This is a genomic window from Runella sp., from assembly GCF_965279615.1.
GTDB lineage: Bacteria > Bacteroidota > Bacteroidia > Cytophagales > Spirosomataceae > Runella.
This window is the reverse complement of record NZ_OZ257252.1, coordinates 5,844,630-5,871,100: the sequence shown is the minus strand read 5'-3', so window position 1 is coordinate 5,871,100 and position 26,471 is coordinate 5,844,630. Positions and strand designations below refer to the sequence as shown.

Genomic DNA, 26,471 nt, shown 5'->3' with positions numbered 1-26,471 from the left:
AGTTTCTCAAAACCTGACCTGAACCGTTAAACTAAATTGCGTGGCCCGGATTGCACGAGGTTGTGAGCAACCTCTGTGTGCAGGTTTTGAGAAACCTACAGCACTACCTATTAGTACGCCAAGCCGGTCAATGTATTGGATTTTTCTTTGAAAGCCGTTGGCGAAAGGTTCTTTTTCTTTTTAAATATCCGGCAGAAGTACGAAAAGCTGTTAAATCCACTTGCCATAAACGCTTCTTTGATACTTACTTTAGGATTACGCAGCAAGCTTTCGGCCAATTTCAACCTTTCTTCGATGATAAAATCATTCGGTGAAGAGCCCATTTCATGCTTGAAGGTGCGATAAAAATTGGATTCGCTCATATACGCTTTTTCGCTCAGCAACTCAATCGAAAGATTCTCAGTGATATTTTCCCGAATGTATTTCAGGACAAACGAGATGCGGTCATTGTTTGGATTAACGTGCGACTTTTTAAGGTAAAGGCTTTTCGACTCTGTTTGCAGAATCCGTATCACCAATTCCTGAATCAACAGATCTGCGAAAATATCTTTGGAGGGATGGTCTTCCGTAAAAATAAAGATCAGGCGCTGGAGAATTTGATTGATGGCTATATCATTCGTGAAGTGATAATTGTAGTCGGTCATGCTCCACTCTTTGCCATTTTGTTTGAGTCCCCGTTGATTAAGCAGATCGGTTGCCTGCTTCAATTTGGTTTCGCTGAACGCCAGCGCCAAACATTGCGTAGGAGTTTGCTCGGTGGCTTCCGGAAAGTCAATGCACATCAATTCGTTGGCCGGTAAAATGACCGACTCGCCCGGAAGAAAGCCAAAAGAAGGCGAGTCCTGCAAATGCATCACTTTCTTGCCTTTGATCATGCTCGCCAGTACGGGTTCACTAAACTGCAACAGTACCTGCGTTGCTTTCTGATGTGTTTCAAAAATATTCAACTCGGCATTATTCAACGTATGAATGGTCCGATTCTCCACTAAGTTTTCAAGCCGTCTATTCTGAGAATGAAAAGGATGTAACTCTATCATACAGCACACTTTTTACGATTGAAAGCAAGATTTAATAGTATTATTCCTGAGAATTGTACTAAATGTACGTATAATTTATCACATTCGATAGTATAGTGCAATAGTTGATAGAATAGTGCAATCAGTTGATAGGATACTAAAATAAGTGAGTAGGATATGTCAACGATATGTGATTTTTTAAAGGTTCTTTTGTCTTAAATCTTTTTTATAAACAAAATAACCCCTAAAAACCATGTCTGCTGTAACCACCAAACAAAGCAATTTGGTCGAAAAACCAATCTTTAAAACCCACTATGATAATTTCATTGGCGGCAAATGGGTAGCCCCCGTAAGAGGCGAATATTTTGAGACGATCTCACCCGTTGACGGCCAGGTATTTACAAAAGTAGCCAGATCAACCGAGGAAGATATCAATTTAGCCCTTGACGCTGCCTGGGCCGCCGCTCCCCAATGGAACAACAGTTCTGTAACGACACGGAGCAATCTTTTATTGAAAATTGCTGACATCATGGAAGCTAATCTGGACTTATTGGCAGGCATCGAAACATGGGATAACGGCAAGCCCATTCGTGAAACAAAAGCGGCAGATCTGCCTTTGGCCATTGATCATTTTCGTTACTTCGCCGGGGTGATCCGCTCCGAAGAAGGTTCGGCCTCCGAGTTGGATTCAAATACATTATCCCTTGTTATCCATGAGCCGCTCGGCGTGGTGGGCCAGATCATTCCCTGGAATTTTCCGCTTTTGATGGCCACTTGGAAAATCGCTCCCGCCTTGGCTGCCGGAAACTGTGTGGTCTTAAAACCTGCCGAACAAACTCCGGTAGGCATCATGGCATTGGCCGAACTGATTCAGGATCTGCTGCCGGCAGGCGTGTTGAATGTTGTAAACGGATTTGGTATTGAAGCAGGCAAGCCGTTGGCATCCAGTCCGAGAATCAATAAAATAGCTTTCACGGGCGAAACCACCACGGGGCAGTTGATCATGCAATATGCTTCGAAAAACATCATCCCCGTAACGCTCGAATTGGGTGGAAAATCGCCTAATGTTTTCTTTAAAAGCATCATGGATGCCGATGATGAGTTCTTCGATAAATGCCTGGAAGGAGCAACAATGTTTGCGCTCAACCAAGGAGAGATCTGCACGTGCCCATCGCGTATTTTGGTGGAAGAATCTATTTATGATGCTTTTATTGAGCGATTTATCCAACGGGTAGAAGCCATCCAATTAGGCCACCCTCTCGACCCAACTACCATGATGGGCGCTCAGGCTTCCAATGACCAATACGAAAAAATCCTCAATTATATTGAACTTGGAAAAGAAGAAGGTGCCGAAATCCTCACGGGAGGAGAAGCGGCCTACAACGAAGGATTGGAAGGTGGATTTTACATCAAACCAACCGTTTTCAAGGGCAACAATAAAATGAGAATATTTCAGGAAGAGATCTTTGGTCCCGTAGTGTGCATCACGACCTTTAAAGACGAAGCTGAGGCCATCTCCATTGCCAACGATACACTGTACGGTTTAGGAGCGGGTGTATGGACACGCGACACGCACCAAGCATACACGGTTGCCAGAGCTGTGCAAGCGGGCAGAGTGTGGGTCAACTGTTATCATGCGTATCCTGCTCACGCACCTTTTGGTGGCTATAAAAAATCAGGTATTGGCCGCGAAACTCATAAAATGATGCTGAATCATTATCGTCAGGCCAAAAACATGTTGATATCGTACGATAAAAACAAATTAGGATTTTTCTAGGGTATCGAACATAGACTTGGAAAGTTTTAAAAACTTTCCAAGTCTATGTATTCTTAGAGAGAGCCATAAGACTCTTTCTTCTTTTTCCCAAAAATCTCAGATCATGAAAACCGAAAGAATAGCCATTACACCCGCCGCCGAGCAGATCATCGACCAACTTCGGGCTAAGAATGGGGCGTTGATGTTTCACCAAAGCGGCGGATGCTGCGACGGCTCCTCTCCGATGTGTTTTGAGGTAGGAGAATTGATGATCAACGAAACCGACATCCAACTCGGAACACTCCACGGCTGTGATTTTTACATGTCCCGCGATCAGTTCGACTATTGGAAACATACGCATCTTACCTTGGATGTCGTCAAAGGTCGCGGCGCAAGCTTTTCGCTGGAAATTCCGTTGGGTGTGCGTTTTGTGATTAAATCAAGATTACTGACGGATGAAGAATACAAATCACTTGAAGGTGAACACGTTGGATAGTTTCTGAATCGTGCAATGAAGGTAATCGTGGATTGTATCCTCATCAAAGGGCCTCGGAGAGGTCTAACCTTTGCAGTACTTGATTTTGTAATCTAAAATCTAATCCGTGGTCTGTGTCCTCACAGACCTTTTGATCGAAGATTTCGTAGGTCTGTGGAGACACAGACCACGGGTTATGAAAAATTAAGGGGTTAAAAATTAAGAGCTGTTTTGAAACACCTTAATCTTTAACCCCTTAATTTATAAAAAAAAGATATTTTACCCTATGGCTTCATTCAAGTCTACTTTACCGCCAAAACGTTTCAATGTATCAATGTGGGATTGTAAAGCGACCCAGAATGTAGGATTTTCCATATAAACCAATCCAAAATCTTCCGCCGTTTGCTTGACAATAGGTGCGATTTCGGGATAATGCACGTGGCAAATTTTTGGAAAAAGATGGTGTTCAATTTGATAATTCAATCCGCCTACGTACCAAGATAACCATTTATTGCCGGGCGAGAAATTGACCGTTGTTTCCAATTGATGAATGGCCCAATCTTTGGCAACAATGCCTGATTCACTTACTTCCGGGTGACTCGTTCCTTCCACCGTATGAGCCAATTGAAAAATAATCGTCAACACCAGTCCTGCGGTAAAATGCATGACCAGAAAACCGATCAATATTTCTGAAAATGGGATTGAAAAAACCACCACGGGCAACACAAGCAGGATAATCAAATAAATGGATTTGACCAAAATCAAATTCAGAAGAGTCATCGCATTTTCTTGCTTGGTCTGTTTATTCACACCATTGCGGATGTAAGAAACAAACTGGATAAAATCTTTGGCCAACACCCAATACAACGTCAAAATTCCGTAGAAAAAGAAAGCATACATCCACTGAAAACGGTGCACCGCTTTGCTTTCTGCATGAGGTGATAACTTAACAATGCCGCGATCACGAATGTCTTCGTCCATCGGTACGATATTAGTGTACGTGTGGTGCAGAATATTATGCTGTAATTTCCAGTTCAACACGCCGGCTCCCGCCAGGTAAATGGAATAGCCTAACCATTTGTTTACCGAAGAACGGTCTGAATACGCTCCGTGATTGGCATCGTGCATGATGCTCATTCCAATACCGGATATTCCAAATCCCATGATGATCCAAAGTGGTATGGCAACGCCAAGTGAAAGCCGGAAAGCAAGTATAAATACAAAGGGAAGAATGTAAGCGGCTAACAATGCGATCGTTTTGATGACCATTTTTCGGTTAGCGTGTTTGGAGATGTTGTTCTCCTTAAAATAGGCGTCTACTCGTTTTTTTAATGTTGGGAAAAATTGGCTCTTTTCTTGGGCAACAAATTTTACGTTTTCCTTAAGTTTCATTAATGATAAAGGTTAGATAGGATAGAAAGACAAAGTGATGAGCAGGGAAAGAAGAAAAGTTGAGAAGTTTTTTACTTATTGATTAAATCACTTTGTATTAGAACGAAAAAAAACGAATTCACTTATAATTGAGAGTGAAAGAATATTAAATCTACTAATCTACATAGATGATTACAAAAGACAAAGATACTGAAAGTAGTGGAGATTGGGCAGAAAATGTATTTGGCTCATAGACTAAAAGCCAAGAGAAGTAATTGAAAAATGGCAAATAAAGGCATATAAAGTGCTATAAGTGTCATTTTTGGCAAAATTTAAAATTTAAAATTTTTCCGAGTATGGCCATCATTGTTGGAATATTTGCTCTTTTCGGGTGAGATAAATACCCTAAAAATTGATGTAAAATTTATTCCAATCAGCAACGACTGAAAGCTGATTTTGAATTCTTTAAGCGCAATTGCTTCTAAGATCAATGTTGCTTTACTTCTTTGGGAGATTTGGCTTGTGTACGTTGGCAGTCACTATTTCACCGGGTGTGATATTGCTCATGGCTACCTGCATTTTATTGGAGAAGTTCGAAATGACCTTTTTTCAAAAATGCATTCTACACGCGTACGTATGAAATAAACCGCTTAATAAATTCTTGGTAAAATATACAATTTTTGTTTGGGCAACCCTAATGTTTATTCTATCATTGTAAAAGCAGAAAAGCAGAAAAAAAACGTCGCTAAGTCATTGAATTTTAGAACGTTTCTAAATATTGATCGGTAGGACAGATTTATAACACAACATCCCGGTACCGGGTCAAAATAAAGAAAAGGCATGGAAAATGAATTGATATGGATGTTGGTTTCAGAGCTGTTGGAGAGCGGTTATGGATTTTCTGTACGCCTTGGCAAAGTAGACAATAAGGAGACGTGGATATTGGAAAATGGGAAGAAAGAAGAAATTGCTTATCAGTCAGTCAAAGAAGGTGACGCTCCTTTTTACAATGCTCATTGTTTAGTCGAAAAACAAACCCTGGAAGTAATGGCATTTATGATTACAGGCAACTAAAATATACGGGGAACGCTGTTGTGATTCACTACCTTTCCAATTTCGACTCCTCCGCTCCATACTTCATCTACTGCATAGCCACACTGCCACCGACCAGTGCATGAGCAGCCTGCCGGTAGCCCACAGCGGAACTGACATAGTTCCGGTATAGTCTACACTTTTTGCAAGTTTATAATGAATTATGGTTCAAAATTTTCACGCAAGTTTTTGATAATACGTATTTTCAAAAGCTAGTGGATTCAAATAATCTAATCCTGAATGTAGCCGTCCGCATGGGCGTTGCAGATGAATGAACCTTGTGAACCGGAACAGCAACAGTCGCTTAAGCAGGACATTAATCTTTCCAAATAATAAAAATTGAGCTTACCTTCGTGAAGGATTTACCACTTTGGCAGTCCGGTCAGGATATATAACTACCATGCCGGGTTTACCGAGGATACACTGCACCGAATGCTGCCAAACAGGCTGCGCCCTTCGGTATGCCGTAGTAATTTTTTGACGAAAGACCGCTTACTGCTATGGACATCCCCGTGAAGTTACTCGTCGTGGAGGACGACATGATTATTGCCGCCGACATCGCTCTGCACCTCAGCAAACTCGGTTATGAGGTGAGCGGGATTATTTCTCGGGGCGAAGAAGCCATCCGGCACGTCGAAACCAACCGACCTGACCTGATTCTGCTCGACATCACCCTCAAAGGTCCGCTCGACGGCATTGAAACGGCCCATGCTATCCACCGGCAGTGGAACATCCCGATTATTTACGTCACCGCCTATACCGATGAAGCCACCTTTGCCCGCGCCAAAAAGACCCGCCCCTATGCCTACATCTCCAAGCCAATTCGGGCTATTGAATTACAACGGGCTATTGAACTGACCATCAGCCGTCTGGCTGACGAGCACCCATCTACTTCCGACCCGGCTCCAGACGCACCCTTTGTGCTCAGTGACCGGATTTTTGTGCGACACCGAGAAAAGATCATCAAAATCTTCATCGCTGATATCCTCTATGTTGAAGCTGACCGCAGCTATTGCCACCTCTGCACGACAAACAATGAATATCTGCTGACAACGCCCCTAAAAGTAATGGAAGATAAACTCCCGGGAAACTGTTTTGTGCGGGTGCATCGGTCCTTTCTGGTGAATCTGACGCAGGTCGATGAGGTAGGTGAAGGACATATTGGGATTAAAGGCAAAACGATTCCACTTAGCCACAACCTGCGTGAGGCATTACTAAAACGAATACAGACCATTTGAGCCGGGGAAACCGAAGCCTGTCCGTTCGCCCCTTCGGTAAATAATTTCCGACCTTCGGAAAGGAAAAGGGTATGTTCGGCTGAGTGAACTTGTTTTGTGGGCACCTTAGCGGTAGTTTAGACTGATTGTCGACCCTATCGCTTTTTCGAATTGATTGGGCCGTTCATTCCTAAACTGCTCAATCAGCCCCTCAACCATGCAGCTCCATTTTACTCCTGTTCGTTCTCAGGCAATTTTTTGCTTCCTATGGATCATGTCTGCTGCAATGTTGCAGGCTCAGACCACATCCGCCAAACCGCACCTCTTTCACATCCACTTGGAAACCTTCCTACAGGGCTGTGCCATTGTGGTACACGGCGCCGCGCAGGAAACCCTGAATTAATACCTATAAAATTTAAAAATCATTCATGATTTAATGAAAACCAACCCGTTTACTCAAATTATAACCGCTTTTGCCATCCTGCTCCCGGTTGCCTTGGGGTGCAATACATCTGCCAAAGAAAAACCCGCCACGGCCGAAGAACTGTCCCGGATGAACAGAGACTTTGCCGCTGCGCTGAATGCCAAAGACGCGGTGGCGGCTACCAATTGCTATGCTGAAGATGCTACGTTGTATCCGCCCAATGAGCCTGCCGTAACGGGCCGGGAAAACATTCTCAACTACTGGAAAGATGCCATTGAAGCGGGAGCAACCAATGTGACCGTCAAAACGATCGCTACGGGCAGTGAAGGGAACTTGGGGTGGGAAACGGGCCGGTTCCGGATGGATGTACAAACGCCCGATGGGAAAGTCGTTATGGATAATGGCCGGTATACCGAATTGCTCAAACGTACTAAAGACGGAAAGTGGGTATCGATCATGGGTATGTGGAATGCCGATGCACCACCTGTCCCTTAAGGGATGGCGGATAATGGATATGAATAATAATCCGTTTTTCATATCTTGTGCATTACTTATTATAGGCTGTTTCGACATGGGTAAACGTATCGTTCAATGGTGGCTCATCGGCCTGTTGTACCTGCCCGCGCTCTTTGGACAGGCACAATCCACGGTGCTTTATTTCAACGAACCATCCAAAGAGACACTGGGCCGCAACTCCAACCGATTACTGGTTAGACCTATCTTCAACGACCGCGACGGTTTTCTTTGGTTCATCAGCGGTGATTATGGGCTGAGCCGGTACGATGGCCATGAGGTTGTCACTATACGCTCTAATCCGGTCGATTTGAACTCTCTCTCCTCAAAGAGTGCCGTTGCTATGATTCAGGACAAGCAGGGTATCTTTTGGATCACTACACGTGATGCCGGCCTGAATGCCTATAATCAAAAAACCGGTAAGGTCACCCATTTTCATCATATACCTACCAACAAAGCCAGTCTGTCGTCCGATAAGCTCCGATTTATGCAACAGGACGAATTTGGACAAATATGGATTGGAAGTGATTCGGGCATGAATCGGTTCGACCCAAAAACAGGCCGTACAGTCCGTTTTTTGCCTGCACCCGGCGAGATAGGACAGCTACAGGGCAATCCGGTGTCGCCCATTGTGATCGAACCAAACCGGGTGTATGTCAGCACGACCGTAGGGTTTGAAACGTACAACCAGACCACCAAAAAATGGCACTGTTTACCGATTCTTGACAAGCAGGGCCTATCCGTCTCCAACTTCACCATCGGGCTGAATAACCATAACAGCCTATGCAAAGATCGTCTGGGCCTGCTGTGGATGGGCTTCCCGAACCAAGATGGGCTACGTGTATTTGATCCTAAGACGGAAAAAATCACCTCGTTTGATGTGCACACCGCCGACGGAAAACCTATTCCATTTCCGAACGTTATCCTGGAAGATCAATCGGGTCGGCTCTGGCTCTGTTGCGAGAACGACATTTTCCGAATTTCGGCAGATCGAACCACAGTAGAGCAATGTACCCCGATAGCCGTCGAAAATCAGGAACGCATTTCGGGCTTGATGTCGCTTTTCGAGGATCGGCAGGGGCTGATCTGGCTGGAATGCAGTAGCGACAGGAACCCGTACTTTTTCGATGCCCGTCAGGAACGCTATAACAACCTGAAAATGCCACAGCCGAATCCCCGTACCGGACGGTCTCCCGGTGCGATACCGGACAAGCCATTGGCTAACGACATATTTCCCGACGCGAATGGCCTGATCTGGATCAGTACCAGTCAGGGGTTGATTCGCCACGATCCCGGCCGGGACGATACCAGGTTTGTGCTGAAGCTACCCAACGTTTATTCCAGTGTCCCCCTTTCTGACCATCACCTGTTGCTTATTTCGGAAGATGAGGGCTTATTTATTTTTAACAAAAAAACGGGGCGTACTATTCCGGTCAGGTTAGATAATGTGGGAGGTAAATCCATTAAGATCCCGATCTTTTCGTTACTTGACCATGACAGTGACTTGTGGGTATCGACTTGGGGGGATGGGCTTTTTCGAATCCCAAAAGGTAGTTTATCGGTAGAAACGGGTATCGTGAGCAATTATGAACAATGGAAAAATGACCCTGCTAATGCCAACAGCCTGACATCGAACCTACTACAGAAGATTACCGTTGATGCGCAAAATAAGATTTGGGTGTGCGGAGCTTCCGTCGGACTTTGCCGCGTGGACAAACACACCCGGCGTGTACAGCGATTTTTGCTAAGACAAGGTGACCCGTATGGGCTGGCCAACAACTATACCTACGCCCCATTGGTTGATAAACAGGGTGATGTATGGGTTACAAGCGGGTATAGTGCCCCATTACAACGGCTCTCGGTTAAAACGGGGCGATTCAAAAAATACGGTATCGGCAACGGGTTCACGGATGATTATTTTGCCCATATCGCCTTAGACCGTTCCGGTAAAATCTGGCTAAATCAGAATCGCGTGGTTTCCTGTATCGATCCCGTAACGGAGAAAGTAACCACCTTCCCACAGTTTGTAGGTACCTCGCCGTATAGCACGCCCATTGCCGCCCATCCCCTCACCGGCGAGGTTTATTTTATGTGTCAAAATAACCTACGTTGGTTTAGGCCCTCCTCCCTACAGAATGCTCCTCAAGCCCCAACTCCCTTGCGGTTGGTGAGCATAACCTGTTTCGATGCGAACCAAACCGAAACGATGAAGTCCTTGCCCGAAAATCGCCGGCGAGGTAATGAACTGACGTTAACGTACCTGGAAAACACCCTTGAGCTCAAATTTGCGCTCTTAGACTACCGGAACACCGGGAGCCGGGAATATGCTTACGCCCTGACCGGAGCAGATGAGGAGCCACAATGGATCAACATCGCTCTGAAAAACACTGTCGATTTTGCCCGGATGCGGCCGGGGACATATCAGTTCCACCTAAAAGCCCGCAACAGCGACGGGATCTGGACCTTCTTAACACCCCTACAGATCAGAATTACTCCCCCTTGGTGGCAAAGTGCCTGGGCATATGCTGCTTATGGTCTACTGCTTTTGTGTGGTTTTTGGTATTTAATGAAGGCGCGTCTGCGTGAACAGGCCCGCGAACTTGCCCTGCGGGAAGCCGTCGTTATAAAACAGCAACGCGACGAGATTGCCCAGAAAAACACCCAAAATGAACTCCTGCTGAAAGAAATTCATCACCGGGTTAAGAATAATCTGGCACTGGTGTCGAGTTTGTTATCGTTGCAGTTGGCAAAAGTCATCGACCCCAATGTACAGGAAGCTATTGAGGCCACTAAGAGCCGGGTACAGAGCATGGGCATCATCCACCGGAAACTTTACCGGGGCGAGCAATTAGGGGCTATCGAAATGCGTGATTATTTTAACAATCTGAGCGAAAGCATCCTCGATTCGTTCGATGTGGCCGGTCGCATCAACATTGATTGTTCGATGCCCGAACTGGTACTGGATATTGACACAGCGATTTCCGTAGGGTTGATAACGAACGAGTTGCTGACTAACGCACTTAAATATGCGTTTGTCGGCAAAGACCACGGCACCATTCGCATTAGCCTGACGCGGATGGCCGATGATTCATTTCTGCTGCAGGTGGCCGACAATGGGATCGGTAAGCAGCCGGTGGAAACAGTCAATGAAACGGGTTTCGGCACCCAGTTGGTGGACCTGCTTGCCCGCCAGCTTGATGGTATTCTGACCTGCGAAAACCGAAACGGGACACTTGTCGAACTCCGCTTCAGCGTGCCCACCATTACATGAAGCTTACTTAGCTCTGTTTACCATCCTTGCCCGTTTGCTTGTCCGGCAAACAATTCCGGGCTTTACGTTTTTTAGTTAACGTAAAATTCCTTCGGTGAATAAAAGCACTCATTGGGAAAGTTTTAGACCCTGTTCGGCCGGGATCGTTTGGTTCAGATCGTTTGCCGCTGCAACTTTATTCAGTTAGTGGCGAAGAAAAACCAGCTGAATTTTCATGAAAAACCGATCTGCAAATTTCCTTTTAGGCCTCACTGCAACCGGCCTTTTCACTCATTCTCGTAGCGGCTTTGCGCAGTGGACCGCCAATTCAGTGCCGGGTTTATCCTTTTTTAATGATTATTTCCCATTGACCTGCACCGGCGGTGGAAGCAGCCTATGATTTAAAATCAGGCGCACCCTCTTTCATCAGTGACAGCAGCTTTTGATAAAAAGGTAAAATGATCCGATTTTCTGAAGGCAATTAAAACATATTAATAGTGTAATTTCAGTAGTACAAAAAACCATGGCTATATACAACATCCCCAACCCGCATTTGTGGATCAGTTATCAACTTGTCAGAAATCTTAGCTGCATCCCTTTCCGACCATTTACTATCCTAAAAAAACTTTTGATTTTAGTTGGTCTTGTACAGGTTTTTGTGTTGAATGCATCGGCACAGACCACATTGCTCAATGTTACTAATCCAAACACAACCGGGCCAAGGGCAAGTGCCGGCTACTCGGGTACTTATACATTTGCCGAAAGCGGATATTACCATATAACCGTTAAGGGAGCAAGCGGAGGAGATACATGGTACAACATTGGTGTTTTAGGCGAGACGAGAACAGGAGGAAATGGAGATATAGTGGAAGGTGTGTTCTATTTTACAGCCGGTACTACCATTGAATATCGATTGGGTGCCACCGGTGAATCCGGGTATGATTCCAGGAGCTATAGTACCGGTCCGGGCTCTATTAAAGGCGGTGGCGGTGGCGGTGGCGGTGGTACCGGTGTTCGTTTTGTAGATGCCTCTTCGCCACTTATAATCGCCGGTGGCGGAGGTGGTGCGGGGCCATTACAAAATGGATTTAATGCCGTGAAATTTTATAATGGTTCAGGAAACGGTCAGGGAGGAGGTTCAGAATTGGCAAACCTCAATACCAGTAGAGGTAGTGGCGGTGGTGGCTTATATGGGGGTGGATTTAACACCTTATATGACGGGCGTAGTTCTACGGGCTTCTTCGATATAAGATATGTTGTTGTATATGGTGGAGGTTCAGGCTTTGGTGCTTCCGGGGGTTGTTGCGGAGGAACTGTTAACATTGATAATTTTTACAACTACAGATTTATTCATGGCGGTGGAGGCTATGGTGGCGGAGGAGCCGCACTTTTGAATAGTTTTTCGCCGGGTGACATCGAAGGTCTGGGCGGCAGCGGCGGCGGCGGCGGATATACCGGAGGTATCGGTGGGACTAACACCGGAGCAGGCTCCGGAGGCACTTCATACTCCTCCGGTTTAGAGCCATTATTCGTTTCTGAGCTGAATTATCACAATGGAAATGGGGAAATAACCATCAAAACAGCTACAAGGCCTTACAATCTCGAAGCTACCAGATCCTGCACCGGAACTGATGGAACAGTAACCGCCTTTTTTGGGCAATCTTTTTTTCGGAACAATAATGCTCCTTTTACCTATAAATGGTACAAAAATGGGCAACTCGTGGGCACCACTACTTCAAGTTTAGGTTACCAAGGGAATTCTTACGGATATAAAAGCACGCTAACAGGATTGTCTGCCGGAGATTATTCAGTTCAAATTTTTGATAAAAACAATATTCTGCGAAATGCAGGCTCTCCGGATTTTGCTACCGTAACAGGTGGCACACCACTGACAGTTAGTGCCAATGCTTTAAGCAACATTACAAATGTTGGGGAATTGGCAACTATTGAAATTACCGCTAACGGAGGCATCCCGCCTTATAACGGTACCGGCATAAAGCAGGTGCCAAGTGGTTTTCAGACTTTTACGGTTACTGACAATATTGGTTGTAGCAATTCTGTGGGATACACTGTTTGCCCGTCCGGACCGGCCATTACCGGCAGTTCTGCACAGCCTTTGATATGCCCCGGGCAATCGGTCACTTTAAACTCAAACGCAGTGACAAACAAAGCCGTGTCTTTTTCCAAAGCCAACAGTCAATATATCACGGTTCCTCATAGCAGCAGTATCAATCTGGGTTCAACTTTTACCATGGAAGCCTGGGTAAATTACTCCGGTTTAAACAGCACTATCGTGGACAAAGGTGATTATGATTTTTTATGGCAGTTAAATGCAAATACCAATGTAATTGGCAGTACTAACAAAATGGGTTTTTATCAAAAGAATCCTCATACATGGTATTACTCTGATGTGATTGTTCCGCAGAATACCTGGACACACGTGGCCATTACCTTTAATAACGGCACACTTACTTTTTATATCAATGGCATGAATGCAGGAACAGCCTCCTCTGTAACCCACCCACAGGATAATCTGCCCTTGAATATCGGCAGGCAACAACCCACTGCTTGCCAGTGTAATCATTTTAACGGAACAATGGATGAGTTACGATTATGGAATGTGGTAAGAACACAAGCCCAGATTCAGGAGAATATGAATAATACCATACCCAACAACAGCTCCGGCTTGGTAGCGTATTATAAATTTGACGAAGGTACCGGTTCCACCACCGCAGACGCAACCGGCAATGGTAATACCGGCACATTTGTGAACAACCCCACTTGGCAAAGTTTGGGTACTTTTCAATGGTTAGAAGGAGGCCAAACAACACCGAGTCTCAGCGTAAGTACAGCAGGTACCTATACCACCAAGCTAACCAATGCTTACGGATGTGTAAACACGCTGTCGAGCATTAAAGTATCTATTGTTCAGCCTATTGCAAGTATTACAGCCGAAGGTCCAACTACCTTTTGTCAGGGCCAGTCTGTTACTTTAAGCTCAAATTTGAATTCAAATAATGCCTTATCATTCGTGAAAGCGAGTAGCCAATATGTAAACGTACCTCATAGTAGCAGTATCAATCTGGGTTCAACTTTTACCATGGAAGCCTGGGTAAATTACTCCGGTTCAAACAGCACTATCGTGGACAAAGGTGATTATGATTTTTTATGGCAGTTAAATGCAAATACCAATGTAAATGGCAGTGCCAACAAAATGGGGTTTTATGATAAAAATACGGGTTGGTTTTATGCTAATACCATTGTTCCACAAAATACCTGGACACACGTAGCCATTACCTTTAACAACGGCACAATTACTTTTTATATCAATGGCATGAATGCAGGAACAGCTTCCTCCGTGGGCCACCATCAGGATAACTTGCCCTTGAATATCGGCAGGCAACAACCCACTGCTTGCCAGTGTAATCATTTTAACGGCACAATGGATGAGTTAAGAATATGGAATGTGGCAAGAACCCAAACCGAAATTGAAAACAATATCTACAATTCAGTGGCCGGTAACAGTACCGGTCTGGTAGCCTATTATAAATTTGATGAAGCTTCCGGTACTACTGTCACAGATGCAACCGGCAATGGAAATACCGGAACATTGGTGAATAGTCCATCCAGGCAAATACCTTCAAGCTCACCATTAAATTCAAGTATATCAGTAATTTGGACACCGGGCGGAGCTACAACAGAAAAAATCATCGCTTCTAATGCCGGCACCTACACCGCTGCCGTTACTGATAAATACGGTTGTGTAAGTAATGCCGGTACTGCCATAAGTATCAATTCTAACGCGGCTTTGGTAACACTGGCAAGCCCAACAGATGATTATTCATCCGGAACCATATTGAAAACAGCCTCAAGTACCAATGGAAAAATAAGTGCAGCAAATCAAATAACCGGTACTTCCAACGTCAGTTATAAAGCCAATTCTATCGAGCTCAAAGCCGGTTTTAAAGCAAATAACGGAACGGTTTTTCAGGCTGAAATTGGAGGGTGTAATTAATCCTTTTCTCTACAATGGAACAGATTCTTTTACCGAGCCGGTTGGGGTGGGTCACCATCCCCACCGGCCACATCCTGCGCCTGGAAGGCGATGGCAATTATACCGTTTTTATCCTTATAGATGGGCAGCGGTTGGTCTATTCCAAAACTATTTCATTTTTTGAAAGCCAATTACCTTTCCCCTTTGTCAGAGTGCACAAATCGACCATTGTCAATTTGGGATACTTATCGCAGGGAAAGCAGAACAAAAAAAAAGAATTGCTCATGACCGACGGCTACAGGGTAGCCATCTCCCGACGACGACGCAACGATGTAAAGTCATGGCTCAGCCAATACCGCGATTTCAGCCACAATAGTATATAAAATCTGAGAAAACAGAACCTCGCAGCTCTCCTTGTCAAACCGATAACTATTGCCAAGCAGTTGGCTTCGATTGCCTAATGGAAACAAATGGGCTCAACCCTCAAAAGAGGCGTTTATTATCACTGCAGAGTATTAACGATCACATAGGTATTGATTAAAACAGGGAGTTATGAGTGACCTACCCGGAAAAATTGACTCCTGAAGTAACAGCCATTATCTGAAGGATGTTGCTGATTTTTTCATGAGTTTCGACCAGAAAAAAAACGTTACAAAAAGGTTGAGTATTCGGCAATTCTTCCTGATATATTACAGGCACACCCTTTCTGATTAAACACCACAACCTATTCCCATCTTCTATTTTACTTACAATAGTAAATTCTTTATTTTTCTGAATAAGCTCAGTTACTTTTACCCATACCATTTCAGTCTTCATGGGAGAGAAATTTAAACGTTGATTGTAATTTTCGGCGGGTTAGCGTCTTCTTTATGATAGTTATAGCCGCATACAACTAAAAAATCTGTACAGTAACGCCGCACAGATTTGATTTTCACTTTACCCTACTTTGATAATACAGTATGCATTTCATAGATGCATACTCGCTTATCTATCAACAGTAAATGTAAAAGATATACGTTGTTGAACATTTAGATTTCGCCATTGAAGGGTGATATTCTGCATTGAGTGTACACATTCGGCTCAGACAGGATTTATTTTGAGGATTGAGGGAACAAAAGAGTAAACACAGTACCTGCCTGTGGTTGGCTTTCTACCCGAATGGTGCCTTTATTACTTTTTACAAATCTTCCAATGAGCAACATGCCTAAACTGCGTCCTATTTGTCCGGGAAGTAACTGATCCGCCTGAGAAAGCATGTATCTTATTGCTTCAAGTTTCTCCGTTGTCATCCCTTCACCGTTATCTTTAATGCTGAGTTGGGTTTGTCCTGAAGAAGTTGTATTGATACTGATTTCCAGTTCGCCTTCCGGACGCAGGTACTTTAAGGCATTGTCTACCAGATTGCGAATGATTAACTCAAAGGCCAATTCATCAACAAAAGCGGTTATATATTCAGATCCGTTGATCGTAGCCTGAACGTTATTTTTGTCTATAATTGGCCGATAAAGGTCTAACACATTGGATAGTATGGGGTATAGAACCAATTCTTTCGGCTGATAAGGCACTTCATTCTGTTGAGACAATGCCCACTGCAATAAATTGTCAAGTAATTGCCTGATTTTTCGTCCTGATTGGTTGATGGATTTTGAAATTTTTTGCAGGGCATCAAACCGTTTTGTACTTACATAATAATCAACCAATTCAGTCATATCCTGATAGGCATTCAGCGGGTGGCGCAGGTCATGCGCAAGAATGCTGAAAAAATAGTCTTTTGCCTTGGTTAAACGGTTTATTTCTCGGTTAGCGTTGGCCAGTTGGATATTTTTACGATTCAGATAATAGACCAGAAAAATGGAAAGTATCAATCCGATAACAATAATACTGCCCGCCAGCCAATACAGGCGCTCACGGGCTGTGGCGAGTTCTATTTGCTGTTGCAGCTGCCTGCTTTGCGCTTCCTTTTTTTGAGTTTCATACTGAACGATCAGTTCATTTAATACACGATTGTTTTCTTCATTTCGAAATTTCTCGGAATAAAAATAAATGCTGTCTGCAAAGACAGACGCCTCTTTAAAACTGCCTGAACCGATCAGTGCTTTATGATAGCCGTTGAAGACATTTCTAAGGACTCCTGCATTTTTTGTACTGTGACTCATTGGATGGCTGAGCGCCTGTTTATAATAGCCGATTGCCGATGGATAGTCTTGCTGTTTTAAATAGACAAAACCAATATTATTCATCATCACAAAGGGTACAGAGGCCTGCTCAGACCTGAGCAATTCCAACCACTCCAAATTATAATGCAAGGCTGCTTCATCTTCGTTTTTAATATCATAGGCCATGGCCAACGCTCCCAAAAACAAGACTTTATAGTGCTTGTATTTACGATTTTGGTTAATTAACTGTAAACTCTGTTTACTTACCGCAATAATCTTATTTAAATTTCCCGGCTGGAAATCAATTCCGAATAAACGAACCAAGGCGTAGTTGCCAACAAGTCTAGCTTCGATAGTGCTGCTTTGTTGTCCCAAATGAAAGGCTTCCTGAAAATAGGCTCGGCTAAATTGCTTTTCCGAGTCTGCTCTCATGGTATAGCTTACCGTGACTGCTCCCATAGAAACCAATGCAGAAGCCATACCCGAGGTGTCTTTTGCGGATTTGTATATATCAAATGCCTTTTTACTCCACTGAAACGCCTTTTCATTGCGGTTGTCGAACAATTCGTGCTTTGCTTTAAAATAGTAAAAATGTGCTTTACATTCAGGGTAACGTTTGCCTAGGGAATCCAGCAATAAAATATACGGGCTTGCTTCATCTCTGTACCAAAACGAAAAGCTTTTTTCCGCAGATAAGATACATTGCAGTAAGGAATACCCCCTTTGCTGCGGTATGACGTTTCGAAGACTATCAATGTTTGAAGTTACCCGAATATCTTCAAACGCAATGTATTGTGCAAAAAGCGGAGAAGAGAGAAATAAAAAGAAGTAAAGCTTAACGTTCATAACCTGCCGTTTCAATAGCTAAAAAAAAGAACATGATCTTCCGATAATCACCCATTCAACAGGTATCTCACTCTCATATTGAAATATACAAATTAATTTGTTGAATGATCGATACATTGCTGTTAAATGCCCTCAACTGATTTGATTTTTCTCCCAGAAATGTAAGAATTCTTTTCTGAATCGACGTCCGATAGGAATTGTCTGTCCATAAATAAAGATTCTGTCTGCCAACATCTCTACCCGACTGACAAAGTGTATGTTAACAATAAAAGACTGTTGTACCTGAATAAACCGACTGTCCAAAAACTCAGCCACAACAGTGAGAGATTTTTTAATAATATATTTCTGCTCGGTACTTTGAATGATAGAGTAGTTGCCATCCGATTGCACCCAAACTACTTTATCAAGAATTAACTGAACCTGCCTCCGGTATTTATCTACGACGGGCAAATACTTGTTGGAAGGCCAAAAATCAACTCCTGCTAATTTTGCCAGTGTCTCAATGGACGATTTTAAAGTCAGTTCGTGAAAAGGTTTAGCAATGAATACCGTTTTGGGCAAGGCAGAAGTGCGGGAATAGAAAGTATCATTAGGGTAGTCGGTCAGGAAAATGACGGGTAATTTGTGTAAAGGCGGGGTGAAGATGTCAAATGCTTCCCCATCCGGCAAAACAATATCTGACACTACCAAATCTATCCTGACCGTTGACAGAATGTGCCTTGCTTCAGCGGCAGAATCGGCAAAATGCAGACAGGGTTCGGGAATGATTTGCTCGATCATCATTTGGATCTTAAGTTGCCATACAGGCTCGTCTTCGATTATTAATACATCCATGACCATCATATTAACCCCGAAAGAATCGCTGTTTTCTTCCTCCGCTCTGACTAGTGTTACCCACAAAGATAGGGCAAACGGTGTCCAATGTACGTTAAAGCAAAAAATGAATATTCCCGGGTTTCGTTTCAAATGAAAGACACCCACTGTCATATTCTATTTTAAAACAGTATTTTTTTACTTTTCTTTCGTCAGATAATTGAATCGGGTTTACTTTTCATGAAAGTAAGTACTTACGGAGAAGTAAGAGAACACGTGAGGTTTTAGTGAATGCAATCAATTAAAAGTGGACAGAAGTTGTTTTCATAGCCTCATATTGATTTTACGTCTTATTTATTTCGGACTGCTTTACCTGATCAGGTTATTCTACTCAACATAAAATTCAGTATTGAACAACTTTGCAGCAATATTTATATACCCGTTTGATTGTAGGAAAAGGCACCCAGAGGGTGAGTTGCAATGCGCAATGCATCTTAGCTTAGTACCGTCTGTGTGGTACACTGCTCTTACAAATAGAGCGATAATCGTCCAAATGGTCGGCAGTTTCAATCAAATTAATTCCATAATCAGCCTATAGAAATCGCCTGACTGCCAAATCAGAATGTGCCTGTAACTCAATTCAACCAATTCACCTTGATCTTAACTGTGCGGTCTTTAACTGCAAGAAAATATTGTTCGCCCCTTATAAAAGGCAAACCCTAAAACGTTTAATTTCAGGACAGATATTTTGCACAATACAGTTAATTATTGAAACGTGATCTACAGGAAAATCCTACTTCCGGGGGCTACCGGAAGAACCGGAAGACTCTTGCTGCGACATACCATATGCATAGCTATATAATGAATTTTATGATACGTAGAGACATAGAAACTACAATCTTATAGAACACCTTTTGAGTAAATAAAGCTAAAAAACACCTTTAACAATACAAAATAAGCATTGCGCATGTTGTTGTAAAAATTTGTTAATCAGCGAGTTATCGGCCATTGTTAAGAGGGCCAAATAATTATAAAATGACAACATCAAAAATAAAAACATCAAAAGGAATAGTTGAATATACCTTGCTTGGAAATGGCAGACCGATGTTAATTGTAGTTGGTGGACATACAAATTGTAAAGAAACTATTTTTCAAAAAGGGTTAGACTACGACAAATTTTGTTTTATTACACCCTCCAGACCGGGCTATGGTTTAACACCATTGACAGAGGAGAATAAAACTCCAAAAGGAACTTCAGATTTATTTATTGCGCTTTTAAACGAACTGAATATCGAAAAGACAACCGTTGTGGGCATATCTGCCGGCGGTTTGCCTGCCCTGGAGATTGCTGCGAACTATCCTGACCGTGTTGAAAATTTGATATTGATGTCCGCACTGACAAAAAAATGGCTTCTTAATACTGACAGAGTTTATAAAGGAGCTAAAAAGATTTTTGCACCCAAAATGGAACCTATCACATGGTTTTTTTATAGATTATTTTTCAGGCTTTTCCCAAACCTAATGACAAAGACCATGTTTAAGCAACTGTCAACTTTTCGACCCGTTCAATTTACGACGGACGAGTTTCAGGAATTAAAGCAAATGACTTTAATCATGCGTTCTTATAAAGGGTTTGACAATGATTTAGATCAGAACATTGACCAAGGAATATTAAAAAATATACAATGCCCGACCCTGATTTTACACAGTGAAAATGACAATTCGGTGGACATATCCCATGCTCAAAATGCAAGAGACAACATTAAAGGGTCTAAATTGTTTACATTTAATAACCACTGGGGGCATTTATTGTGGCTTGGGGCAGATTACGATCCAATAGTAAAAGAATTTAAACAACAAATTGAACATACGGCAACGACAGATAAAACAAAGAAACGCTAACATTGTGTTTTCCAGGAGAAATTAACTTTAACATCAATGAGTCTTGCAAAAATGGCCAAATAGGTCAGAACTCCTGCAATATATCCTGCGAAAGTGGCCTGAATGTATCTCCCTGAAATACCTTGACAAATTAAAGGTATTTCAGGGAGATACAATACTCATATGGCTGTTTTATCATGTAAGGCTGAAGTATTTTTTTCGCAAAAAACAAAAATCCGCCGGGCAGAATCAAGTGAATTCAAGTGCGCTTTACCCTGTATAAATGTGGAGTTATATTTATTTCAAGAAAAAGGACAAACCTTGTATCAGCAAATTTATTTACTCAACCATCAGTAAAATTCGTCGGCTTTTCGTACGTGTTTGCAACCATTTTTCAATACGTTGCCGTTCTGCTTTAGTATGTTTTCGTGAAAACTTGGCATACACCAGCAAGACAGTATCAGATTTTATGCCGTTGCGAGACATAACCAACGATTGAGCTGCCGTAAAGGTTTGCACATCGGGCAACAGCGTTTTGAGTTCATCGCGTAAGTCTACTACCGGCAATTGAGAAGTTTGGATCCGTTCAATATACCGACGCAGGGAATCAATCAGATGGTCTTTGCGGGTGATGGACGATTGGCTGTATTTAATAATTTGATCGGTTACGGTATTTTTAAGGGCGTCAGGATCAATTTCCGCATCCTTAAAATTTCCCTGTTTGACAATCAGGAGTGCATTATCCAATCCATAAGCGGGCATCTTGGAACGCAGCAGGTTGACGGAATCTTTCGGTAGCGGCTCCCCTACCAACATCAGCTCCAGCGTACTTTGTCGGCGATTAAAACGAGCGGTATAGTTGATTACCTGCCGATATTCAAAGTTACATTCATTGGTAATGAATCGCTTGGCAGCCTGTTCAAAGATGGTTTTACGAACAATCTGATAACCCAGATAGCTACTGGGAAGCACAACAATCAGTACCGCTACCCAAATGGTTTGGCGAACTCTCCGTTCGATTTCCTGTGTAGGGTACGCTTTTTGGTGGTAGCCCAAAAAGCGTACCATCAGAAATGTAGCTAAACTGATACACACACTGTTAATCAGGAAAAGGTAAAAGCGCCGGCAAATAATAAAGATTACCTGTTGAGAGGCCATAACCGGCAGTACAAAGCGGAGGCATGAGGGCTGTGGCAATTGCCACGCCGGGAATTACATTGGTAATTTTGTCGCGACGTGAACCGGCTACAATACCGGCTAATCCCCCAAATAACGCAATAAATGCATCCCAAACGGTTGGCGAGGTTCGAGCCAGTAATTCGGATTGGGCAATGTGCAAAGGGCTGATCAAAAAGTATACAGTTGAGGTTAGCAGGCTGATAAATACCGCAATACTCAGGTTTTTCAACGCGCGCTGAATCATCATCAGATCATTGATTCCAACCCCCAGACCAATCCCCATAATCGGGCCCATCAGCGGAGAAATCAGCATGGCCCCAATAATAACCGCCGTAGAATTTACATTCAGGCCAATGGAAGCAATAAAAATAGCAAAAATCAATGTCCACAGATTTACCCCCCGAAACTCAATTCCGCGGCTGATCGTCTGAATAATCGCGCGTTCGTCCTCTTTATCTTCTTCCAAGCTAAAGCGTTCCTTCAAAATCATCCCCAATCGGGTCAACAAATTCTGATAGTTATTGCGAGGGGTTTGCGGGTTGTTGACACTCATGACGAAGAAAAATAATTACCGGTTTGCAGTATAAATATACCTGTTGATTTCAAGCGAAAGTTACCGTATTCTCATCCAATATCAATAACTTGCCTTCACAATATCACACTCTTTTGTATGAACATTTTTACACTTATTACGTTACTTATCGTTGTCGCGGCGTTGTTTGCCTATCTGAATACGAAACTGCTCAAGCTTCCCGACGCCATCGGTATTATGGTTGTTTCACTGGGATTTTCACTCGTTTTGATTGGCATCAATGCCGTTCAACCCGCTTGGTTTGCTTTAGTCCGGCAGACAGTGTCCGGAATTGATTTTGAAAAAGCACTTTTCGATGTTATGCTGAGTTTCCTTTTATTTGCGGGGGCTTTTCACACCGATGCCGCCAAACTCCGGGTTGAGAAACGCTCGGTTATGCTGTTTGCTTTTGTGGGTGTATTACTTAGTACAGGATTGGTCGGAACGGGGCTGTACTATATAGCATTGAGTCTTGGTTTGACCATCCCTTATGCCTTGTGCCTGTTGTTTGGGGCGTTGATTTCTCCCACCGATCCCATTGCCGTACTGGGTATTCTGGCTAAGTTTAAACTCCCTGAAAGTGTCAAACTTAACATTGTTGGAGAGTCATTGTTCAATGACGGGGTAGGTGTTGTTGTATTTGCTTCCATTTACCGCATCGTTCTTAACGGCACTGACAGTGTAAGTGCGGGAGAAATTGCCCGGTTATTTATCATAGAAGCCGGAGGGGGAATTATATTTGGATTGCTGCTTGGCTACCTCATGTATAGGCTTCTGCGCTCCATAAACCACTACCAAACCGAAGTAATCATCACCGTGGCAGGGGTGATGGGGGGCTATCTGCTTGCGCATGAACTCCATGTTTCAGGCCCGTTGGCCATGGTGGTGGCAGGGCTTTTGGTTGGCGACCACACCGCACGGCAGGACGCGATGAGTCAAAAGACGGAAGAATACATAGATAAGTTTTGGGAACTGATTGATGGTATTCTGAATGCCCTCCTCTTTGTATTAATTGGGGTTGAGTTACTTATTATTGATTTTCAACGTGAGCATTGGATTATTTATTTATTGGTCATACTTCTTGTGTTAATTTCACGCTATTTAGCTATTTTGATTCCTTTCACATTGGCTCGGCGCTGGTTGGATTTAGATAACAAAGCCCCCGTTATGCTGACTTGGGGAGGCTTGCGTGGAGGGCTTTCTATAGCTATGGCTTTGTCCATTGATAATTCGTTGCCGCAAAAAGCGATTATTGTCACCATTACGTATTCAGTCGTCTTATTCTCGGTCATTGTTCAGGGATTAACGATGGAACGGCTTATCCGAAAACTTTACCCAACCGAAAAGCCGTAGTCGTTACCTATCCTTCACTATATCAATAAGTATTCTCTAAAACAGGCCGAAATGAGTGCTGTTTAATTTGAAAATCAGCCGTGTCATTCAGCAGTTCATTGTCGGAGCAAAAAGCAAATCCGGTGCCTGCATTTTTAATCATGCACAGGTCATTCAAGCTATCGCCAATGGCAATGATTTTAGAAAAAGGGATGTTATATTGATTCGAAAGTTCGAGGAGTGCATTGGTTTTACAGAGGGTGTGATTGCATACACTCTGAGGATTTCGGAAGAAAAAAGACGGGATTTTTACTTCTCCGGTGGCCATACCTCCCGAAAATTCCAGTTCATTGGCAAGGGCGAAATCCGCCCCGATCTTATTTTGAATATGGTTGACGACAAAATCATAGCTGTCACTGATGATGCCGATAATATAGCCGCGATGACGTAACTCAGCCACTGTGCGATAGGTATCCTCTACCAAAGGGATGCGATCGGCGACCGCCAAAAGTTCCTGCCGGCTTCGACCTTTGACCAATTGAGCAATTCTTTTTGTCATAATGACCGGGTCGTACACATCACCGCGCCTTTTGAGCAAATCGTCATGAAAACCAAACTCAAAAGCACATTCATCAATAAACCGCCCTTGCAGCAGCGTGTTGTCCATATCAAACACAACCATTCTGTTAAGGTGCAACAGATTTTCACTGATAGCTGCTTCCATTTGGCTGCGCACTATTTGCAATGATTTTAATTCCTGAAGATTAAATGCTCCTTTGGGTTGTTGAATAGCTTTCTCAATAATAGCCGTTGCCACTTCTTTTGACATTTTTGGCAGGGCATCCCAAACCTGCATGTTATTTTTTATTTCACCGATCATTACTTCACCCATTCGGCAGTCCAACAGGTGTAAGTCTATTAAGATACCGATATCTACCCCATACCCTTCGGCAAAAGTGAGACGACTCAACCATTCTTTTTTACCGGCAATCATTCCGCTTAACGGCTGAGAAAATTTTGACAGGTTGGGAAAAAGTATAGTAAGTAAAGGTTTTGCCACCATTTCAGTCACCCGACCTGCCTGCCGGCTGAAGGTTGCTTTGGTAAAATCAAGTTGATTATTGATAATAGGCCGGGTAAGAAGCTCAATCGTCAGTGCCGGGTACGGATCAATATCGGCGTCTAAAAATACAACAATCTCATTTTTAGCATGTCTAAGCCCCAATTCCATTGAGGTTCCTTTTCCGCGAACCGGGCACTCATAAACCTCTGCTCCGGCATTTCGGGCTGTTAAAACAGTATTATCAACGGATTGGTCGTCAATAACAATTACTTCGGTTACATATGGGGCGCTTCCGGCAAATTTTACGACGTTGCCAACCGTTCTTTCTTCATTATAGGCAGGGATAATTACGGTGATCATTTTGGTAAAAGGTTTTAAAATGTATAAAATTCAGAAATGGTTTCCAAAAGGACTGACACCGGCCCAAAACTCATTTTTATAAAAATGAGTTTTGGGCCGGTGTTTTGATATATAATTCTTTCTGTTAACCACAAAGGCCTTTGCCCTTTTAAATTTTTTGTGTAGTTGGGTACATAAACTGTTGAGTAGCGGCTTAGGTATTGATGCAGTCGGGTTCCACCTGTTTTATCGCACAGACTTGAGGACTGAAAGATAAAACGGGTACCTTTGCATGGTCAACTATCTGTTGCACATATGGCCCCGTTGTCTTCTCACTATCGGCCGTAATGACAATCAAATCCATTGCCAACTGCCGCGATTTATTCAATACCGTTTCAGCTCCCGAATCAGTAGTAGTAAATACCGCCTTGGATTTAATACCATCCTGTAAAAGCCGGTTCTCCAGATTGGAAAGCAGGTGTACAAGTTCTTCCGTATGCTGTGGTTCATCTTCATTAAACAGCCCCAAAACAGTCAGATGCGTATCTTTATCATGGATGATTTTCATTGCCCGCTCATATTTAGCTAATGCGTTTACTACGGGTCGTACCGGAAAAAGTATTTCTTTGAACCCTGTCCATTTGTAATGATTGGGTACTGTCAGGACGGGGCAGGAGGCGGTCTTCGCTATATGGCAGGCTTCTGAACCCATGAAATACGCCTTAATGCCGGTGGTACTTTGCGTGCCTGTTACAATCAGATCACTTTCAAAATCTCGGGCAGCTTCCACAATGGTACTGCTCATGCTCCCTATACGACATTCAACGGAATAACGATCCGTTTGACTATCCATTACGTCATTGGCCAAGCGCCAAAGACGCTGGGTTTCGGAGGAGATAAACGCCTCTTTAGAAAAATTAATCATCAATCCATTCCGGGAAACGGAGATGCACTCAAAAAAATCAGCGGCATAAATCAACTTGATTTCCGCTTTATGCAACCGGCTCAAGGCAATGGCCAACGATAATGCATTCGTTGATGTTTCGCTGTAATCAATGGAAACCAGGATTTTTTTTATCATTAAATCATTCATAGCAATAAGATCGTAAGTAAGACATAGGCATTGGTGAAACGCGTTACGTTCTGCCAACCACCGAAAGACGTCAGCGTATAGAAAAATTGA

Annotated in this window: 21 protein-coding genes; 12 read left to right on the top strand and 9 right to left on the bottom strand. The window is 43.3% G+C overall.

The window, feature by feature from the left end; genetic code table 11:
* Window positions 1–110: 110 nt before the first annotated feature.
* On the bottom strand, window positions 111–1,037 hold the full coding sequence (locus ACQY73_RS24635) for an AraC family transcriptional regulator (protein WP_428656106.1): 927 nt from the start codon (window positions 1,035–1,037) through the stop codon (window positions 111–113).
* A gap of 232 nt (window positions 1,038–1,269) precedes the next feature.
* On the opposite strand from ACQY73_RS24635, the gene ACQY73_RS24630 reads away from it, so the two are divergent.
* Together ACQY73_RS24630 and ACQY73_RS24625 are read left to right on the top strand one after the other, a co-directional pair.
* Complete coding sequence (locus tag ACQY73_RS24630) at window positions 1,270–2,793, top strand: aldehyde dehydrogenase family protein (RefSeq protein ID WP_428656103.1); 1,524 nt, start codon at window positions 1,270–1,272, stop codon at window positions 2,791–2,793.
* 103 nt (window positions 2,794–2,896) lie between these two features.
* Entirely contained in the window at window positions 2,897–3,268 is a 372-nt protein-coding gene (locus tag ACQY73_RS24625) for a DUF779 domain-containing protein (protein WP_428656101.1), read from the top strand.
* Between the two features lie 258 nt (window positions 3,269–3,526).
* On the opposite strand, the gene ACQY73_RS24620 is transcribed toward ACQY73_RS24625, so the two are convergent.
* Complete coding sequence (locus tag ACQY73_RS24620; protein WP_428656098.1) at window positions 3,527–4,639, bottom strand: fatty acid desaturase family protein; 1,113 nt, start codon at window positions 4,637–4,639, stop codon at window positions 3,527–3,529.
* 819 nt (window positions 4,640–5,458) lie between these two features.
* Here ACQY73_RS24620 and ACQY73_RS24615 point away from each other — a divergent pair.
* The 8 genes from ACQY73_RS24615 (at window position 5,459) to ACQY73_RS24580 (ending at window position 15,491) form a co-directional block, all read left to right on the top strand.
* Window positions 5,459–5,692, top strand: a complete 234-nt coding sequence (locus tag ACQY73_RS24615; protein ID WP_428656095.1) for a hypothetical protein — start codon at window positions 5,459–5,461, stop codon at window positions 5,690–5,692.
* Between the two features lie 518 nt (window positions 5,693–6,210).
* On the top strand, window positions 6,211–6,948 hold the full coding sequence (locus ACQY73_RS24610) for a LytR/AlgR family response regulator transcription factor (protein WP_428656093.1): 738 nt from the start codon (window positions 6,211–6,213) through the stop codon (window positions 6,946–6,948).
* A gap of 196 nt (window positions 6,949–7,144) precedes the next feature.
* Window positions 7,145–7,330, top strand: a complete 186-nt coding sequence (locus ACQY73_RS24605) for a hypothetical protein (RefSeq protein ID WP_428656090.1) — start codon at window positions 7,145–7,147, stop codon at window positions 7,328–7,330.
* Window positions 7,331–7,363: 33 nt separating this feature from the next.
* Window positions 7,364–7,846, top strand: a complete 483-nt coding sequence (locus tag ACQY73_RS24600; RefSeq protein WP_428656088.1) for a YybH family protein — start codon at window positions 7,364–7,366, stop codon at window positions 7,844–7,846.
* A gap of 76 nt (window positions 7,847–7,922) precedes the next feature.
* On the top strand, window positions 7,923–11,135 hold the full coding sequence (locus ACQY73_RS24595; protein WP_428656086.1) for a histidine kinase dimerization/phosphoacceptor domain -containing protein: 3,213 nt from the start codon (window positions 7,923–7,925) through the stop codon (window positions 11,133–11,135).
* Window positions 11,136–11,349: 214 nt separating this feature from the next.
* Window positions 11,350–11,514 carry a hypothetical protein gene (locus ACQY73_RS24590; protein WP_428656084.1) on the top strand — a complete coding sequence of 55 codons (165 nt, stop codon included), beginning with the start codon at window positions 11,350–11,352 and terminating at the stop codon, window positions 11,512–11,514.
* A 123-nt stretch (window positions 11,515–11,637) separates the two neighbouring features.
* Window positions 11,638–15,129: a LamG domain-containing protein gene (locus ACQY73_RS24585; RefSeq protein WP_428656082.1), complete on the top strand. Its 3,492-nt coding sequence runs from the start codon at window positions 11,638–11,640 to the stop codon at window positions 15,127–15,129.
* 14 nt (window positions 15,130–15,143) lie between these two features.
* On the top strand, window positions 15,144–15,491 hold the full coding sequence (locus ACQY73_RS24580; RefSeq protein ID WP_428656080.1) for a LytR/AlgR family response regulator transcription factor: 348 nt from the start codon (window positions 15,144–15,146) through the stop codon (window positions 15,489–15,491).
* Between the two features lie 178 nt (window positions 15,492–15,669).
* Here the strand turns inward: ACQY73_RS24580 and ACQY73_RS24575 are convergent, their stop codons facing one another.
* From ACQY73_RS24575 to ACQY73_RS24565, 3 genes are all read right to left on the bottom strand, one after another.
* Complete coding sequence (locus tag ACQY73_RS24575) at window positions 15,670–15,924, bottom strand: hypothetical protein (RefSeq protein ID WP_428656078.1); 255 nt, start codon at window positions 15,922–15,924, stop codon at window positions 15,670–15,672.
* A gap of 275 nt (window positions 15,925–16,199) precedes the next feature.
* The gene (locus ACQY73_RS24570; protein ID WP_428656076.1) at window positions 16,200–18,110 is read right to left on the bottom strand and encodes a tetratricopeptide repeat-containing sensor histidine kinase; all 1,911 of its coding nucleotides are present in this window, start codon (window positions 18,108–18,110) and stop codon (window positions 16,200–16,202) included.
* Window positions 18,111–18,242: 132 nt separating this feature from the next.
* The gene (locus ACQY73_RS24565) at window positions 18,243–19,010 is read right to left on the bottom strand and encodes a LytR/AlgR family response regulator transcription factor (protein ID WP_428656073.1); all 768 of its coding nucleotides are present in this window, start codon (window positions 19,008–19,010) and stop codon (window positions 18,243–18,245) included.
* 948 nt (window positions 19,011–19,958) lie between these two features.
* On the opposite strand from ACQY73_RS24565, the gene ACQY73_RS24560 reads away from it, so the two are divergent.
* Window positions 19,959–20,825, top strand: coding sequence for an alpha/beta fold hydrolase (locus tag ACQY73_RS24560; RefSeq protein WP_428656070.1), 867 nt, complete (start codon window positions 19,959–19,961; stop codon window positions 20,823–20,825).
* Between the two features lie 318 nt (window positions 20,826–21,143).
* Here ACQY73_RS24560 and ACQY73_RS24555 read toward each other — a convergent pair whose 3' ends face one another.
* The gene (locus ACQY73_RS24555; protein ID WP_428656068.1) at window positions 21,144–21,872 is read right to left on the bottom strand and encodes a hypothetical protein; all 729 of its coding nucleotides are present in this window, start codon (window positions 21,870–21,872) and stop codon (window positions 21,144–21,146) included.
* 31 nt (window positions 21,873–21,903) lie between these two features.
* Window positions 21,904–22,536 carry a DUF389 domain-containing protein gene (locus ACQY73_RS24550; RefSeq protein ID WP_428656065.1) on the bottom strand — a complete coding sequence of 211 codons (633 nt, stop codon included), beginning with the start codon at window positions 22,534–22,536 and terminating at the stop codon, window positions 21,904–21,906.
* Between the two features lie 117 nt (window positions 22,537–22,653).
* On the opposite strand from ACQY73_RS24550, the gene ACQY73_RS24545 reads away from it, so the two are divergent.
* Entirely contained in the window at window positions 22,654–23,907 is a 1,254-nt protein-coding gene (locus tag ACQY73_RS24545) for a cation:proton antiporter (RefSeq protein ID WP_428656063.1), read from the top strand.
* 22 nt (window positions 23,908–23,929) lie between these two features.
* Here the strand turns inward: ACQY73_RS24545 and ACQY73_RS24540 are convergent, their stop codons facing one another.
* Window positions 23,930–25,309, bottom strand: a complete 1,380-nt coding sequence (locus ACQY73_RS24540; protein ID WP_428656061.1) for an HAD-IB family phosphatase — start codon at window positions 25,307–25,309, stop codon at window positions 23,930–23,932.
* 193 nt (window positions 25,310–25,502) lie between these two features.
* Window positions 25,503–26,369 carry a universal stress protein gene (locus ACQY73_RS24535; protein ID WP_428656059.1) on the bottom strand — a complete coding sequence of 289 codons (867 nt, stop codon included), beginning with the start codon at window positions 26,367–26,369 and terminating at the stop codon, window positions 25,503–25,505.
* Between the last annotated feature and the right edge of the window lie 102 nt (window positions 26,370–26,471).